9 protein-coding genes are annotated in these 16,409 nt (G+C 69.9%); 7 read left to right on the forward strand and 2 right to left on the reverse strand.

Annotated features, from left to right (window positions below; all coding sequences use genetic code 11):
* Window positions 1-660 precede the first annotated feature (660 nt).
* The 4 genes from J7357_RS03520 (at window position 661) to J7357_RS03535 (ending at window position 5,535) form a co-directional block, all read left to right on the forward strand.
* Window positions 661-2,958, forward strand: a complete 2,298-nt coding sequence (locus tag J7357_RS03520; RefSeq protein WP_209244908.1) for a TonB-dependent receptor — start codon at window positions 661-663, stop codon at window positions 2,956-2,958.
* 80 nt (window positions 2,959-3,038) lie between these two features.
* Window positions 3,039-4,109: a glycerophosphodiester phosphodiesterase gene (locus tag J7357_RS03525; RefSeq protein WP_209245016.1), complete on the forward strand. Its 1,071-nt coding sequence runs from the start codon at window positions 3,039-3,041 to the stop codon at window positions 4,107-4,109.
* Between the two features lie 237 nt (window positions 4,110-4,346).
* Window positions 4,347-4,904: a queuosine precursor transporter gene (locus J7357_RS03530; protein ID WP_209244909.1), complete on the forward strand. Its 558-nt coding sequence runs from the start codon at window positions 4,347-4,349 to the stop codon at window positions 4,902-4,904.
* A gap of 103 nt (window positions 4,905-5,007) precedes the next feature.
* Window positions 5,008-5,535, forward strand: coding sequence for a hypothetical protein (locus J7357_RS03535; protein ID WP_209244910.1), 528 nt, complete (start codon window positions 5,008-5,010; stop codon window positions 5,533-5,535).
* 123 nt (window positions 5,536-5,658) lie between these two features.
* Here the strand turns inward: J7357_RS03535 and glnE are convergent, their stop codons facing one another.
* The gene (glnE, locus tag J7357_RS03540; RefSeq protein WP_209244911.1) at window positions 5,659-8,499 is read right to left on the reverse strand and encodes a bifunctional [glutamate--ammonia ligase]-adenylyl-L-tyrosine phosphorylase/[glutamate--ammonia-ligase] adenylyltransferase; all 2,841 of its coding nucleotides are present in this window, start codon (window positions 8,497-8,499) and stop codon (window positions 5,659-5,661) included.
* 465 nt (window positions 8,500-8,964) lie between these two features.
* Between glnE and proP the strand changes: the two genes are divergently transcribed.
* Window positions 8,965-10,446 (forward strand): glycine betaine/L-proline transporter ProP, encoded by a 1,482-nt coding sequence (gene proP / locus J7357_RS03545; protein ID WP_209244912.1) that lies wholly within the window; start codon window positions 8,965-8,967, stop codon window positions 10,444-10,446.
* Between the two features lie 415 nt (window positions 10,447-10,861).
* Here the strand turns inward: proP and J7357_RS03550 are convergent, their stop codons facing one another.
* Window positions 10,862-13,153 carry a hypothetical protein gene (locus J7357_RS03550; RefSeq protein ID WP_244667248.1) on the reverse strand — a complete coding sequence of 764 codons (2,292 nt, stop codon included), beginning with the start codon at window positions 13,151-13,153 and terminating at the stop codon, window positions 10,862-10,864.
* 280 nt (window positions 13,154-13,433) lie between these two features.
* On the opposite strand from J7357_RS03550, the gene J7357_RS03555 reads away from it, so the two are divergent.
* Together J7357_RS03555 and J7357_RS03560 are read left to right on the forward strand one after the other, a co-directional pair.
* On the forward strand, window positions 13,434-14,954 hold the full coding sequence (locus J7357_RS03555) for an acetyl-CoA hydrolase/transferase family protein (RefSeq protein ID WP_209244914.1): 1,521 nt from the start codon (window positions 13,434-13,436) through the stop codon (window positions 14,952-14,954).
* A 31-nt stretch (window positions 14,955-14,985) separates the two neighbouring features.
* A complete protein-coding gene (locus J7357_RS03560) occupies window positions 14,986-16,149 on the forward strand; it encodes an AAA family ATPase (protein ID WP_209244915.1) in 1,164 nt (387 codons plus the stop codon).
* The last annotated feature ends 260 nt before the right edge of the window (window positions 16,150-16,409 follow it).

Raw genomic sequence — 16,409 nt, forward strand, 5'->3', positions numbered from 1 at the left:
GTGGTTCATTGCTGCGAGGCTGCGCCCGACCCTCATCCGCCCCTGCGGGGCACCTTCTCCCGAGGGGAGAAGGGAGAAGCCGTAGCCCCTCTCCCACCGGGAGAGGGGTTGGGGTGAGGGTGCGGCGCGCGCAGCGCCCGCGCTGCCATCTCCATGCAAGGACCCAGCGCGGCACGAAGACGGCGATCCGATCGATGCGAGTGCACTGTGCTTCCTGCTCATGTCTGCACGCATCGGCATGCCATCGGGCGTGGGCGAGGCGTGATGATTGAGGAGGAATGCACCACAAAACTTTGACCGCGCGCGCCTTTCTTCACTTTGTAAACAGGCCATTTCAACGCGTTGCCGACACATGCGCGTACATGTGTTCTCTACCTGCGATGCATGGCAATTGGTGTCACCGTGTAACGCCTTGATGTCGATGCGCTCGCACGCGGCCGCCGCGATGACGGAGCCAACCGCGCGTCCGCCGACACAGCACCACGCTTCGCCCGATCACCTTGGTGCGCGCCCATACCGGACAGGCCACCGCCTCACATCTGCAACCGCGCCACGACGCACGCCATCGTGCCGCTGCATGACAAACGCAACGCCGCTGACGCCAACCTGCAACGTCGCTGTCGCATCGTCTGCGCACTTCCTTTACGAATCCCCCTGCGCATGCCTCTCCATTCCCTGCTGAGCACGGCGATCCTCGCCGCCCTGTTGTCGCCCTTCGCCGCCACCGCCGCAGAACCCGCCGCCGATGGCGCCGCGGCCGACGTGCAGCAACTCGATGCGGTGTCGGTGATCGGCCAGGGCGAAACCCGCCAGGTGCAGCGCATCACCACCCAGGACGTGGCGGTGCTGCCGCCCGGCACCAGCATCCAGAAGCTGCTCAACCGCATTCCCGGCGTCAACGTGCAGTCCAACGACGCCTTCGGCGCCAACGAGGAATCGCAGACCATCAGCCTGCGCGGCTTCAACGGCGTGCGCCTGGGCTACACCCTCGACGGCCTGCCGCTGGGCGACAACGCCTACGGCAACTACAACGGCCTGAACATCAGCCGCGCGCTGATCGCCGAGAACTTCGGCGGCGTGGAACTGGCCTCGGGCATCGGCAGCCTGGGCACCGCCTCCACCAGCAACCTCGGCGGCACGGTGCAGTACTACTCCGACGATCCGTCCACCGAGGTCGGCGTGCGCCTGGCGCAGACCGTGGGCTCGGACAGCAACCGCCGCACCTACCTGCGCCTGGATACCGGCGAGCACAACGGTTTCTCCGCCTACCTGTCCGGCATCTATGCCGACGCCGACATGTGGGCCCCGCCGGGCTCGCCGACCCACACCGCGCAGTTCAACGGCAAGGGCGTGTACCAGTTCGAGGGCGGCAAGATCACCGCCTTCGTCGACACCTCGCGCACCTCGCAGGCCGACTACGCCTACCTGTCCAAGAGCGGCCTGCACCGCGGCCTGGGCTGGGACTGGAACCTGTACGCGCCGGACTGGCAGCGCGCGCTGGCCGCGGCCTATTGCGCGCCGGCCACGCGCAACGCCAGCCGCTGCGGCTACAGCGGCGGCGTGGACAACATCGACGACGCCTACTACCAGAGCCGCGCGCTGCGCAACGACGACCTGTACTACCTGGCCGGCGACTTCCAGCCGTCCGATGCGGTGAGCGTGCACACCCAGGTCTACCACCACGAGAACGAAGGCCAGGGCCACTGGTGGTCGCCGGGCCAGCCTTCCTACCCGGGCACGCCGCAGGCGCTGCCGATCTCGATCCGCAGCACCAACTACACCATCAACCGCACCGGCGGCATCGCCTCGCTGGGCTGGGACATCGGCCCGCACCACCTGGAAGCGGGCGTGTGGTACGAGCGCAACAAGCACCACGTGGAACGCAACTTCTACTGGATCGACGGCCCGATCGACGACGACATCTTCCTCAGCAACCCGAACCGCCGGCTGTTCTCGCAGGACTACGTCATCACCACCAAGCAGGCCTATGTGCAGGGCACCTTCAAGCTGCTCGACGAGCGACTGACCCTGGACATCGGCGCCAAGAGCCCGCACACCACCATGACCGCGCGCGAGACGCCGGGGATCGCGGTGGAATCGCCGGTGGCCAACGGCGAGCTGAAGGCCAGCAAGGCGCTGCTGCCGCAGGCCGGCCTGAGCTACCGCCTGGCCGAGGGCCAGGAAGTGTTCGCCTCCTACGCCGAGAACATCGCCGCGTTCCAGGGCGGCGGCGCCGGCGGCCCGCTGCTGGTGACCCAGGCTTCGTTCGACGCCAGCGTCGGCGCGCTGCAGCCGGAGAAGTCCAAGACCTTCGAAGCCGGCTACCGCCTGGTGCGCGACCAGTTCGAGGCCTCGCTGGTCGGCTACGACGTGACTTTCGACAACCGCCTGCTGTCGCTCAACCCGTGCCCGAGCATCCAGCAGGGCACCACCCCGGCGTGCACCACGCGCTTCTTCAACGTCGGCTCGGTGAGCAGCCGCGGCGGCGAGCTGACCTTCATCTGGAAGCCGACCGCGCACCTGCAGTGGTACAACTCGGCCTCGATCAACCGCTCCACCTACGACGACAACTACGTGCAGAACGGCGTGGTCATCCCCACCGCCGGCAAGTACACCGTGGACACGCCCAAGCGCATGTTCGCCAGCGAAATAAGCTGGACCTGGAACGGCTGGAACGCCAACCTGCGCGGCAAGTACACCGGCCAGCGCTACTACACCTACACCAACGACCAGGGCTTCGGCGGCTACACCTCCTTCGATGCCGGCGCCGGCTACGATTTCGGGGCGGTGTCGTTCCTGCGGGACCTGAAGCTGTCGTTGAACGTCACCAACCTCACCGACAAGCGCTACGCCTCCAACCTCACCGCCTTCAGCAACAGCGACCCGAACGGCCGCTCGCTGGCCTTCCACGCCAGCGCGCCGCGGCAGGCGTTCCTGACCCTGGACGCGCGCTTCTGAGCGCGTCCATCCTGTCCGTCCGCCCCCGAACCGGAACGCATGCGATGATTCGATCCACCTCCTGGTTGTTGGGATGCGCGATGGCCGTGTTGGCGACCACCGCGGCGGCCGCACCGGCCGCCGCCCCGGGCGAAAGCAAACCGCTGGTGATCGGCCACCGCGGCGCCAGCGCGTTGCGCCCCGAGCACACCCTGGCGTCCTATGCCAAGGCGATCGCCGACGGCGCCGATTTCATCGAGCCGGACCTGGTCTCGACCAAGGACGGCGTGCTGGTGGCGCGCCACGAGAACGAGATCGGCGGCACCACCGACGTGGCCGCGCATCCGGAGTTCGCCGCGCGCAAGACCGTCAAGCAGATCGACGGGCAGCGCGTGGAAGGCTGGTTCACCGAAGACTTCACCCTGGCCGAGCTGAAGACCCTGCGCGCGCGCGAGCGCCTGCCGCAACTGCGCGGCACCGCCTTCGACGGGCAGTTCCAGGTGCCGACCATGGACGAGATCATCGACTTCACCGCGGCCGAGTCGGCCACGCGCGGGCGCCCGATCGGGCTGATTCCCGAGATCAAGCACGGCACCTATTTCCGCGGGCTCGGCCTGGCGATGGAAGACAAGCTGGTGGCCACTCTCGATGCGCATGCCTACACGCGCAAGGCGCCGGTGGTGATCCAGTCGTTCGAGATCGGCAACCTGCAATCGCTGCACGGCAAGCTCGGCGACACGCATCCGAACGTGCGCCTGGTGCAGCTGCTGGGCGATCCCAAGGAGCGCCCGGGCGACCAGTTGCATGACGGCCCGACCTACGCGCAGATGGGCAGCGCGCAGGGCCTGCGCGCGATCGCCAAGTACGCGCAACTGGTCAGCCCCAACCTGCGCGCGATCGTGCCGGTGAGCGCCGACGGCGCCCTGGCCGCGCCCACGTCGTTCGTTGCCGATGCGCATGCGGCGGGCCTGCAGGTGATTCCGTACACGTTCCGGCCGGAAAACTATTTCCTGCCCAAGCAGCTGCAGGACGCGCGCGGCCCGGCCGCGGTGAATGCGGCCGGCAGCATCACCGAAATGCGCGCGCTGCTCGACGCCGGCATCGATGGCTTCTTCACCGACGACCCGGCGGTGGGCCGTGCGGCGGTGGATGGGACGCCGCTGCCGCGGTGAAGCCGAGAATGGGGAATGGGGAATGGGGAATCGCAACAGCGGTTCCCAGCGCGGGGTTCCATTTGTAGGAGCGGCTTCAGCCGCGATGGAGCCGGGATTGGGGAATAGGGAATGGGGAATCGCAAAAGCGGTTCCCAGCGCGGAGTTCCATTTGTAGGAGCGTGTCCGCGCACCGGCATTGGTCATCGCGTGTCCGGGCCGCGATAATGCGCGCCCGCCGCCCCTGCCCCGACCGCCGTGCCGTCCGTTGCCGCTCCCTCGCCCACTTTCGCCGCGCTGACCCCGCGCGCGCTGCTGCTGTCCGTGCTGGCGATGGGCGCGGTGGTGGTGCTGTCGAACGTGCTGGTGCAGTTCCCGATCAACGACTGGTTGACCTGGGGTGCCTTCAGCTATCCGCTGGCGTTCCTGGTCAGCAACCTGATCAACCGCCGTTTCGGCCCGCACGCGGCGCGGCGGGTAGCCTGGTGCGGGTTCGCGCTGGCGGTGCTGCTGTCGATCTGGATCGCCACCCCGCGCATCGCCGCAGCCTCGTGCCTGGCCTTCATCGCCGCGCAACTGCTGGACATCACCGTGTTCGACCGGCTGCGCCGCGGGCGTTGGTGGCGCGCGCCGATCGTCGCCACCACCTGCAGCGCGACGCTGGACACCACGATCTTCTGGTCGATCGCCTTCGCCGGCTCGACGCTGCCGTGGCTGAGCTGGGCCGCCGGCGACCTCGCGGTGAAGCTGGGCATCGGCGTGTGCCTGCTGGCGCCGTTCCGCGCGCTGCTGTGGCGGATGGCGCCGACGCGCTGACCCGCGGAGCTGGGCGACCACCACTTCACAAACGTCCGCGGCAGACGTTCAACAGGCCATCGGCGGTGCGCCTCCCGCGCGCCGCGCCCACCAGGCCATCCATATGCCGCACGACGTCACCTCCGCCATCGCCCTGAGTGCGCTCAACGCCACCCTCGCGCAACTCGACCCTCCTGGCATGGCGCTGCCCACGCTGACGACACCGGCCGTGTCCGATCCGGCATGGTCCTGCAACACCTTCGCCCCGTTGATGCTGGAGATGGTGCTGCTGCGTCGCGACCGGCCCCTGCGCACCCGGCTGTACCTGGCGGACGCGGCGCTGCCGACCTTCGCCGACGGCGACTTCGTCAACCTCGTGCTGCTGGGCGATCCGTCGCAGTTGATCCACAACTTCAACATCCTGGTGGACGGCGAGCGGATCTACCTGTTCCAGGCCTACCTTGAGCAGGTCGTGGACGTGGTGCGGGTGTTCGATTCCATGACCTTTTATGCGCTGTGGCACGACCTGTGTGCCGGCCGCGCCGGCCTGTGGAAGCACGCCTACCAGGCGCTGTTCGGCGTGGCTCCCGACCAAGTGGTGGACACTGATCCCGACGCGGTCTGGTTCCAGTCTCAATACGTCAGCGTGTAGCAATCACGCCAGCGCGCAACAGCATGCCGGCGCCGATCGCCGCGGCCATGGCGGCGTGTTTGCAGTGGCAGCACGGCGGCAAGCCCAGGCCTCCGGCCGATTGCAGCCAGCGCCGACGGCGCGCTAGTGCGCCGCGTCGCCGTCCGCGCGGCCATCGACGAACACCAGCTCCAGCGCGGCAGCGGCAGCGCGAATCGCCGCACGCGCCGCGGCGATGTCTGCGGTGGGCGCGGTCAGGCGCGGACGCCGGTCCAGCGTGCAGGCCAGGCCGGCCTCGACCAGCGTGGCGTGGGCGGCATGCAGGCTGGCAGCGATGGATGGCGACAGCCAGCCGCTGTGCGCCAGCGCGTCGAGCAGCGCAAGCGTGTCGCGCGGCACCAACAGCGCCGGCTGCTGCGCGGCGCCGAGCAGCACGCCGGCCTGCACCAGGAATTCCAGGTCGACCAGGCCGCCAGCGCCCTGCTTGAGATCGAAGCGCGCCGCATCGCTGCGGTCCAGTTCGGCACGCATGCGCGCACGCATCCTGCGCACTTCCTCGCGCAGCGCTGCGGGCTCGCGCGGGCGTGCCAGGGTCTGCGCGCGCACCTGCTCGAACTGCTGCAGCAGCGGCGCGTCGCCGGCCACGCCGCGGGCGCGCACCAAGGCCTGGTGTTCCCAGGTCCAGGCGCGCTCGCGCTGGTACTCGCGGTAACTGGCCAGCGACGACACCAGCGCGCCCTTGCCGCCGTCCGGGCGCAGGCGCACGTCGATGTCGTACAGGCGGCCGCCACCGGTGACCGCGCCGAGCAACGCGATCACCTTTTGCGCCAGCCGCGCGAACCAGCGCCCGCTCTCCAGCGGCCGCGGCCCGGCCGACGCTTCGACGCCCGGCGGGTGGTCGTACAGGAACACCAGGTCCAGGTCCGAGCCGATGCCCAGTTCCACGCCGCCCAGGCTGCCGTAGCCGACGATGGCGAAACTGCCGCCGGGCACCTCGCCGTGCGCGGCGACCAGATCGGCACGGGCCAGGCGCAGCACGGTCACCACCACCGCCTCGGCCAATTGCGCGAGCTGGCGGGCGCTGTCGAGCGCGGGCTGGCGCCGGTCCAGCGTGGCCAGGGCAATGCGGAAACTCAGCGCCTGGCGCGCTTCGTTGAGGCCGCGCAAGGCCGCTTCCGGATCGTCGCCGGCGGTGGCGACTGCGGCATCGCACAGCCGCTGCATCGCCGCCAGGTCCGGCATCGGGCCGTCCACGCGGCTGTCGAGCAGTTCGTCCAGCAACAGCGGGTGCGCGGCCAGCCGTTCGGACAGGAAGGCGCTGCGCGCCAGCACGTCGACCAGCCGCGCCAGTGCGCTAGGTTGTTCGTCGAGCAGGGCCAGGTAGCTGGCCCGGCGCAGGATCGCCTGCAGCAGGCCGAGCACGCGGTGCAGGGCAGCATCGGCCTGCGCCGAGCGCGCCGCGGCATGCAGCAGCGCCGGCAGCACCCGGTCCAGGCGCGCACGCGCGGCATCGGAGAGCGTGCGCACACCCAGCGACTGCACGAAGCCGCGCAAGGCCTGGTCGGCGCCGTCGGCATCGGCGAAGCCGGCGGCGCGCAACACCTGCGCCTGGCCGGCGTCGGGCAGGCCGCGCCAGTAGTCGGCCAGCGCATCGGGCGCCAGCGCGCGCTCGCGCGGTGCCAGCAGTTCGGCGAACTCGGCGGCGACGCGATCGCGCTGCACCTGCAGCGCAGCGTGCAGCGCGGCCCAGTCGGCATGGCCGAGGCCGAAGGCGATGCGCGCGCGATCCAGCGGATCCTCCGGCAACGCGTGGGTCTGCGCGTCGCGCAGCATCTGCAGGCGGTTCTCCACCTGGCGCAGGAAGCGATACGCCTGCGCCAGCGCCGCGCCGTCCTCGGCGGCGACCTGGCCAGCGGCGACCAGCGCGTGCAGCGCCGGCAACAGGCGGCGTTCGCGCAGTGCGGGTTCGCGGCCGCCGCGGATCAACTGCAGCGACTGCACCAGGAACTCGATCTCGCGGATGCCGCCGGCGCCGCGCTTGATGTCGTCCAGGCGATCGTGGCGCGCCACTTCGGCGGTGATCGCCGCCTTCATCTCGCGCAGGCCGTCCAGCGCGGTGTAGTCGAGATAGCGCCGGTAAACGAACGGGCGCAGCGCCTGCAGCCATTCCTCGCCGGCGCCGATGTCGCCGGCCACCGCGCGCGCCTTGAGCCAGGCGTAGCGTTCCCAGTCGCGGCCTTCGCGCTGGAAATACTGGTCCATGCCGGCGAACGACAGCGCCACCCGGCCGGCCGTGCCGAACGGGCGCAGGCGCAGATCCACTCTATGCACGAAGCCGTCGGCGGTGGTCTCGTCGAGCAGCCGCGCCAGACGCTGGCCGAGCCGCGCGAAGTATTCCTCGGCGGCCAGCGCGCGCGCGCCGTCGGACTCGCCGCCCTGCGGGTAGGCGTAGACCAGATCCACGTCGGAGGAGAAATTCAGCTCGCCGCCGCCAAGCTTGCCCAGGCCGAACACCACCAGCCGCTGCACGCTGCCGTCGGCGGCACGCACCACGCCGTGGCGCGTGGCGAACTCGCCCTCCAGCGCCTGCAGCGCCAGCGCCAGGCAGTCCTCGGCCAGCTGCGTGCTGCCGGCCAGGGTCGCATCGACCTCGTCCAGGCCCAGCACGTCGCGCCACACCAGCCGCGCCGAGGCGGCCGCGCGGTAGCGGCGCAACTGCGCCGGCCACGCCGCCGGCTGCGCCGGATCCAGTTGCGGCAGCGGCAAGGGCGGTGGGTCCGGCTGCGCCAGGTGCGCGAGCAGCGACGGCTGCCGGCACAGCGTGTCGAGCAGGAAATCGCTGGCCAGCAGCGCGCGCGCCAGCGCGTCCTCGAAGCCGGGATGAGACGGCCACGGCTGCGCGGCCACGGCCTGGCGCAGGCGCGCCAGGCTGCGTTCGAGCGTGGGTTGCAGGACGTCGGGAACCACGAAGGCAGCAGAAGACATCGGCCGATGATGGCATCCCGCGGCGACCGCGGACAGGACCGCGGCGTCGAGGCAATCACGTCACCAGGGCGCACTGCACTGTGGGAGGGACTTCAGTCCCGACCCGACGGCGCATCCGGCGCGCAGAGCCGTTCCACCGTCGCACGTTACGACTGAGGCCATCCCGCACGGATCGAAAAAATCCACGCAGAACGCTGCTTTTCAATACTTTTCGCGACGTTTCGCAGACCTTGCCGCCAGCCCCGTCACGACGATGGTGTATGATGGCTACCTCGACGGAGCTCCTGTGCGCCCTGCGCCGCCCGCTCCGTCCTTCGATCCTGCAGCGCCGTGGAGTTGACGCGGCCATCCGGGATCGCCCCCGCAGACCAGTGCGGCGCCTGTGGCGCCCTGTCGTTCCGTCTTGCTTGCCTGCCGGGTGCCGGCCGGGGGTCATCACCTCACCGTTCCAGGACAGGAGAAGACATGTCGGAGTTCCACGCCCATTTCGGATGGTTCAAGCGCCGCCGCCAACTCCAGGTGGAAGAAGTCACCGTCGTCGACAAACCCATGCTCAAGCGGGCCGTCGGCGCGGCGGCGCTGGGCAACGCGATGGAATGGTTCGACTTCGGCGTGTACGGCTACCTGGCCGTGACCCTGGGCCACGTGTTCTTTCCCAGCACCAACCCGACCGCGCAGCTGATCGCCACGTTCGCGACCTTCACCGTGGCGTTCCTGGTGCGCCCGCTGGGCGGGCTGGTGTTCGGCCCGCTGGGCGACCGCTACGGCCGGCAGAAGGTGCTGGCCGCGACCATGATCCTGATGGCGCTGGGCACGTTCTCGATCGGCCTGATCCCCTCCTACGAGCGCATCGGCATCTGGGCACCGATCCTGTTGCTGGTGGCGCGGCTGGTGCAGGGCTTTTCCACCGGCGGCGAATACGGCGGCGCGGCGACCTTCATCGCCGAGTACTCCACCGACCGCAACCGCGGCTTCATGAGCAGCTGGCTGGAGTTCGGCACGTTGGGCGGCTATATCGCCGGCGCTGCCACGGTGACCGCGCTGCACTTCACGCTCAGCGATGCGCAGATGCTCGACTGGGGCTGGCGCGTGCCGTTCCTGATCGCCGGCCCGCTGGGCCTGCTCGGCCTGTACATGCGCATGAAGCTGGAGGAAACCCCGGCGTTCCAGGCCTATGCCGAAGAGGCGGAAAAGCGCGAGCACGATGCGCCGGGCCTGGGCGCGCTGTTCCGCGTCCACTGGCCGCAGTTGCTCAAGTGCGTGGGCCTGGTGCTGGTGTTCAACGTCACCGACTACATGCTGCTGACCTACATGCCCAGCTATCTCAGCGTCACCATGGGCTATGCCGAGAGCAAGGGCCTGCTGCTGATCATCATCGTGATGTTGGTGATGATGCCGCTCAACGTGCTCGGTGGGTTGTTCAGCGATCGCCTGGGCCGCAAGCCGATGGTGATCGGCGCCTGCATCGCGCTGCTGGTGCTGGCGGTGCCGTGCCTGCGGCTGGTCGGCACCGGCAACGACTGGCTGATCTTCCTCGGCCTGATGCTGCTGGGCGTGGCGCTGGTGTGTTTCACCAGCTCGATGCCGTCGACCTTGCCGGCGCTGTTCTACACCCCGGTGCGCTACAGCGCGCTGTCGATCGCCTTCAACGTGTCGGTGTCGCTGTTCGGCGGCACCACGCCGCTGGTCACCGCGTGGCTGGTCGAACGCACTGGCGATCCGCTGGTGCCGGCCTACTACCTGATGGGCGCGGCGGTGATCGGCATCGCGACCATGGCCTTCGTGCGCGAAACCGCCGGCCTGCCGCTGCGCGGCTCGCCGCCGGCGGTGGCCAGCGAAGCCGAGGCGCACGCGCTGCTGCGCAGCGACGAGCCGCTGACCGTGGACCCGACCCGCCCCGAACTGCCGCCGTCGCCGCACGCGACGTCGCAGGCGATGCCGACCTGACCCGAGCGCCGGCTGCGCGCGCTGCGGCGCAGACATCCACGGGACGCGACCCGGCAATGTCGCGGCCACGGAAGCGTGTTATCGCTACCTCACGTCAGGCCATCGCATCGCCTGCCGCGGCCAGGCCCGGAAACGGGCAATAAAAAAGCCCGCTGGCAGCGAACTGCTAGCGGGCCTTGCTCCCTCCCCCACGTCGGGATGCAGGGCGATCTTGGGCGCTTTTTTGAGACATTGCACGCTGCAGTGCAAAACGAAACTGGGCGGTACATTCTGCGTGGTTGGGGGAATGGGGAAACGGGAACAGGGAATGGGAAAAGCGGGCGGACGTGCACCCTGCGCGTGCCTGCACATTTCCAGCGCCGCGATGCATTGCCTGGCCGTGCCTACGCAAGAGCACGACGCGTTCGTCGTCGCGTCAGGGCGATGCCGCCGGCGCCGGTGCCTCCGGCAGCCACGCCGGTTGCCGGTCGTACCACTCGCGCGCGCCGAGCAGATGCCATTGCCGCTGATCGCCGCGCAAGGCCACGCCCACGCCGAGCACGCCCCAGCGCGCATACAGATCGCCCTGCGTGCCGGCATCGCCGACGCGCAGGCGCGCGCGCAAGGCCACGCGTTCGTTTTCTGCCGCGACCCGGTCCAGCCACAGCGAGTCCTTGCGCCAGCGCAACTGCCCGCTGGCCTGCAACTGTCCGGCGTCGGCCAGCTTCAGCAACCACGCCGGCGCATCGCTGTGCTGCGCGAACACCGCCAGCACCGGGCCGGCGTCGCGCATCTGCATCTGCACCTGCGCATCGGCCTGCACCGGCGCCGCCGCGGCGATGCGGCCCTGCGGAATCCGTAGCGTCGCCCACCAGTCGCCCTGCCTGGGCTGGGTGCCGTAGCGCACGCCCTGCAGGCGCAGGGTGCTGCCGCTGAGATCGAAGCGCTTGTCCTGCAGTTCAGCGCGCCGCAGCCGCGCGTCCAGGTCGAGATTGCCGGCCAGTTCCAGGCCCGCGGTCTGCAGCCGCGCCTGGCGGCCGAGTACGCGCACGGTGCCCTGGCCGACCTGGCCGGATGCGTCCAGCTGCAGGTCGCCGCTGAGCCGGCCATCGCCACCGAGCACGCGCACCTGCGCCGCCGGCAGGTAGCGGTTGTAGGCGCGCAGGTCCGGCACGCGCGCATCGGCAAAGCGCAACCGCGCCTGCAACGAGTCGCGCAGGGTGGCCAGCGCGCCATCGCCCTGCAAGTCCAGTTGCAGGTTCTCGCCTTCGACGAAGCTGGCCTTGGGCTCGGCCAGCGGCGCCAGCGCGAAGCGACGCATGCGCACGTTCAGTTGCGTGCGCGGCTGGTCCGCAGTGCCGACGATGCGCCCGGCCGCCTGCGCCTTGCCGCTCAGCCGCACGCGCATGATCTCCGCCACCGCCTGCACGTCGGGCACGTCGAGGCGGCTGCCCGGCTGCAGCGCGCCCTGCCGCAACCGCAGATCGGCGGCGACGTCGCCGCCGCCGTCGAGCTGGAACCACGGCTTGCGCACCAGCAGGTCGCTGATCCAGTTCAACGATTCGAAATGCCAACGCCCCTGCACGCGGCCGGAGGTGCGCGGCAGCAGTGCCGCCGGGTCGGCGAACGGCACCTGGCGCCCGGCGATGTGCAGATCGGCATCGAGCATGCTGCGCGGATCGACCTGGCCGGGCAGGCGCGCACGCGCGTGGATGTCCTCGCCCTCCACGTCCAGCAGCAGCGTCAGCACGCCGCGATCGGTGGCGCCGACGCCGGCATGCAGCGGCACCCGCCAGTTGAGCGTGCTGCCGGGCTGCAGCGCGCCGCGCAGCAGGTGCAGATCGGCCTGCACGTGGCCCAGGCCGGGTTCGGTGCTCAATTTGGTGGTGTCGCCGGCGGTGTCGATGCGCAGGGCCACGCTGCGCCCGTGCACGCGCAGCGCCAGGTCGGTGATGCCCAGCTTGCGCAATCCCGGCGCCTGCGCGCGGTAGTGGCGCGGGAACGAGAAGCGCGCGTCCAGCGTGGCCTGGTCGGCGATCTGGCGCTTGCCGTAGCGCACGCTAGCGTCCTCGAACACGATCTGCGAGCAGAACAGTTCCGAGGGGCCGCCACGCAACTGCTTGAGGAAGCCGACGGTGCCGTGGCCCTTGCCCTCGACCGCAAAATCGCCGAAGCGGGCGCGGCGCAGCGTGCCGCTGTGGATCGCGTCGAAGCGCAGCGTCCAGCCCTGGTCGCTGGGTGGCGGTGGCGGGATCATCTCCTCGACGCGGTCCATCTCGCCGATCACGTTCACCGCTTCCATCCACGGCAGGCGCACTTCGCGGTGCAGCAGCGGCAGCAGCGCGATGCGCGCGCTGACGCGGTCCGCCCGCACCTGCCAGACATTGCGCTGCACATGGCCGCGCATGCGCACGTTCCAGGCGGTGATGAAGCCGGGCAACACGGTGATCGCCGGCCCGGTGTGCATGCGGAACTTCTCCGGCTTGCGGTTGGTGGCCAGGTCGAACAGCGGCGTGTTGAGGAACACGTTGCCGGCCAGCAGGTACAGCAGGTAGGCGATCAGCAGGCCGCGCAGGAACAGGCGCCAGCCGCGCGGCAGACGCCGGTAGCGTGCGTGGACGGCGGTCAGCGGGCGGGCGAAAGGCGGCACCGCCGCACTATCGCCGCGGCGTGGCGTGGAGCGCGTGAAAGCGACGGTGGCATACACCCGGCGTTGCGCCCGCTGCATGCGCGCTGCGCCCTGCCGTCGCAATCCAGACCCCACCAGGAGAATGGAGAAACCAGCGCCCCTCTCCCACCGGGAGAGGGGTTGGGGTGAGGGTCCGGCGCGCAAAGCGCCGCACACATCGCACACATCGCACACACCGCGGCGTGCGTCCTCGTCGCTGCGTCCGTTGCGCCCGCATGCGCCGCCACGCGGCAGGCGCAGAAAGTGGGGACGCACCCCAGCGCGAGCCCCGGCCCGATCCGCGATAATTGCCCTCCCCTTCCCACGCCCTGGTCGCCGCATGTCCGCCGAACGCATCCTCCATCCCCGCCTGCGCGAGCGCATCGTCAGCGCCGAGGCAGCGGCGGCGTTGATCCAGCCCGGCGAGACGGTGGCGATGAGCGGCTTCACCGGCTCCGGCTATCCCAAGGCGGTGCCGATGGCGCTGGCGCAGCGCATCGAGGCGGCGCACCTGCAAGGCCAGTCGTTCAAGATCCAATTGCTGACCGGCGCCTCCACCGCGCCGGAACTGGACGGCGCGCTGGCCAAGGCCGATGGCATCGCCCTGCGCATGCCGTTCCAGTCCGACCCGGACGCGCGCCAGCGCATCAACGCCGGCACGCTGGACTACATCGACATCCACCTCAGCCACGTCGCCCAGCACGTGTGGTTCGGTTTCTATGGGCAGATCGACACCGCGGTGGTGGAAGTGGCCGGCATCCGCGAGGACGGCAGCCTGATCCCGTCGACCTCGGTCGGCAACAACAAGACCTGGCTGGACCTGGCGAAGAAGGTGATCGTCGAGGTCAACGACTGGCAGCCGGCCGGCATCGACGGCATGCACGACGTGTATTACGGCACCGCGTTGCCACCACACCGCAAGCCGATCCCACTGCTGCACGCCGACGACCGTATCGGCGAGCCGTCGCTGCGCTGCGACCCGGACAAGATCGTGGCGGTGGTGCGCACCCACGGCCCCGACCGCAACAGCCCGTTCACTCCGGCCGACGCCACCAGCCAGCGCATCGCCGAACACCTGATCGCGTTCTTCCAGCACGAGGTCGGCAAGGGCCGGCTGCCGCCGAACCTGCTGCCGTTGCAGTCCGGCGTGGGCAACATTCCCAACGCGGTGCTGGCCGGCCTGGCCAGCAGCGGCTTCCGCGACCTCAGCGCGTTCACCGAGGTGATCCAGGACGGCATGCTCGATCTGTTGCGCAGCGGCGTGTTGAAGGTCGCCTCGTGCACCGGCTTCGCGCTGAGCCCGGAGGCCAACGAGGAGTTCAAGCGCAATATCGACTTCTACCGCGAGCGCATCATCCTGCGCACGCAGGAGATCTCCAACCATCCGGAACTGGTGCGGCGTCTGGGCTGCATCGGCATGAACGGCATGATCGAGGCCGACCTGTACGGCAACGTCAATTCCACCCACGTGATGGGCAGCCGCATCATGAACGGCATCGGCGGCTCGGGGGACTTCGCCCGCAACGGTTTCCTGTCGATCTTCCTCAGCCCCAGCACGGCGAAGCACGGCAGCATCTCCTCGATCGTGCCGATGGTCAGCCACGTCGACCACACCGAGCACGACGTCTCCATCATCGTCACCGAGCACGGCCTGGCCGACCTGCGCGGCCTGCCGCCGCGGCAGCGCGCGCAACAGTTGCTCGCGCACTGCGTGGACCCGAGCTACCGCGCGCAGTTGCAGGACTATTTCGATCGCGCCCTGCACGCCAGCTACGGCAAGCACACCCCGCACCTGCTGCCCGAGGCGCTGTCCTGGCACCAGCGCTGGCTGGACACCGGGACGATGCACGCGGGAGGCTGAGCGGCACGCAGGCAGCGGGTATGCTGCGCCGATGCTGACCACCCTGGCGGTTTCCTCCTATCGTTCCCTGCGCGAGCTGGTGCTGCCGCTGGCGGGGCTGACCCTGATCACCGGCGCCAACGGCAGCGGCAAGTCCAACGTCTACCGCGCGCTGCGCCTGCTCGCCGACACCGCCCAGGGCGGCGTGATCGCCGCACTGGCCCGCGAGGGCGGCTTGCCGTCGGCGTTGTGGGCCGGCCCGGAGACACTGAGCCGCGCGGTCCGGCGCGGCGAGCATCCGGTCGAGGGCACGGTGCGGCAGCAGGCCGTCGGCCTGAAGTTGGGCTACGCCAGCGACGCATTCGGCTATGCCATCGACCTGGGCCTGCCGATGCCGTCGGCGTCGGCCTTCGGGCTGGATCCGCAGATCAAGCGCGAATGCATCTGGGCCGGCCCCTGGCTGCGCCAGTCCAACCTGCTGGTGGACCGCAACGGGCCGGCGGTGCGCCTGCGGACCCAGGACGACGGCTGGACCGATGCCGGCGCCGGCATCGCCAGTTTCGACAGCGTGCTGGCGCAGTTCTCCGATCCGCGCGCGGCACCGGAGATGCATGAGGTCCGCGAGAACATCCGCCGTTGGCGCTTCTACGACCACTTCCGCACCGACGCCGCGGCACCGGCACGCATGGCGCAGATCGGCACGCACACGCCGGTGCTGAGCAACGACGGCGCGGACCTCGCCGCGGCCCTGCAGACCATCCTGGAGATCGGCGATGCCGACGGCCTGCATGCGGCGGTGGACGATGCCTTCCCCGGCGCGCGGTTGACGATCGAGGTGCATGCCGGGCGCTTCGATTTGGCGATGCACCAGCATGGCCTGCTGCGGCCGCTGTCGGCGGCGGAACTGTCCGATGGCACCTTGCGCTACCTGCTGTGGATCGCCGCCCTGCTGAGCCCGCGCCCGCCGGAACTGCTGGTGCTCAACGAACCGGAAGCGAGCCTGCATCCGGACCTGCTGCCGGCGCTGGCGCGGCTGATCGGCAGCGCCGCGCGGCAGGCGCAGATCATCGTGGTCTCGCATGCCAGCCGGCTGATCGCAGCGCTGGAGCAGCAGCCGGACTGTCTGCACCACCTGCTGATCAAGGAGCACGGCCAGACCGACGTCGCCGGCCTGCGCGCACTCGATCGGCCGGCGTGGCATTGGCCCAGCCGCTGAGGCGGGGTATGCATCGGGAGTGTCTGCTGCATACAGCGGCATGCCCGATGGAACGATTGTCGCGTCGTTCGGGTTCGTCGCGTCGGGACTGAAGTCCCTCCCACAGTGCAGCCTCTCGCATCCAGAATGCGCGCGAATGTGCGGCACCGTCGTAGGAGCGGCTTCAGCCGCGACGGGCTTGCCATGGGTCGCGCTTGAAAGCGCTCCTACAACGGCTGGCAGTGGTCCTGTTGGGGTCTCGCCGAGCAGTTGCGGGACAG

Source organism: Xanthomonas sp. D-109 (assembly GCF_017746095.1).
Taxonomy (GTDB): Bacteria; Pseudomonadota; Gammaproteobacteria; order Xanthomonadales; family Xanthomonadaceae; genus Xanthomonas_A; species Xanthomonas_A sacchari.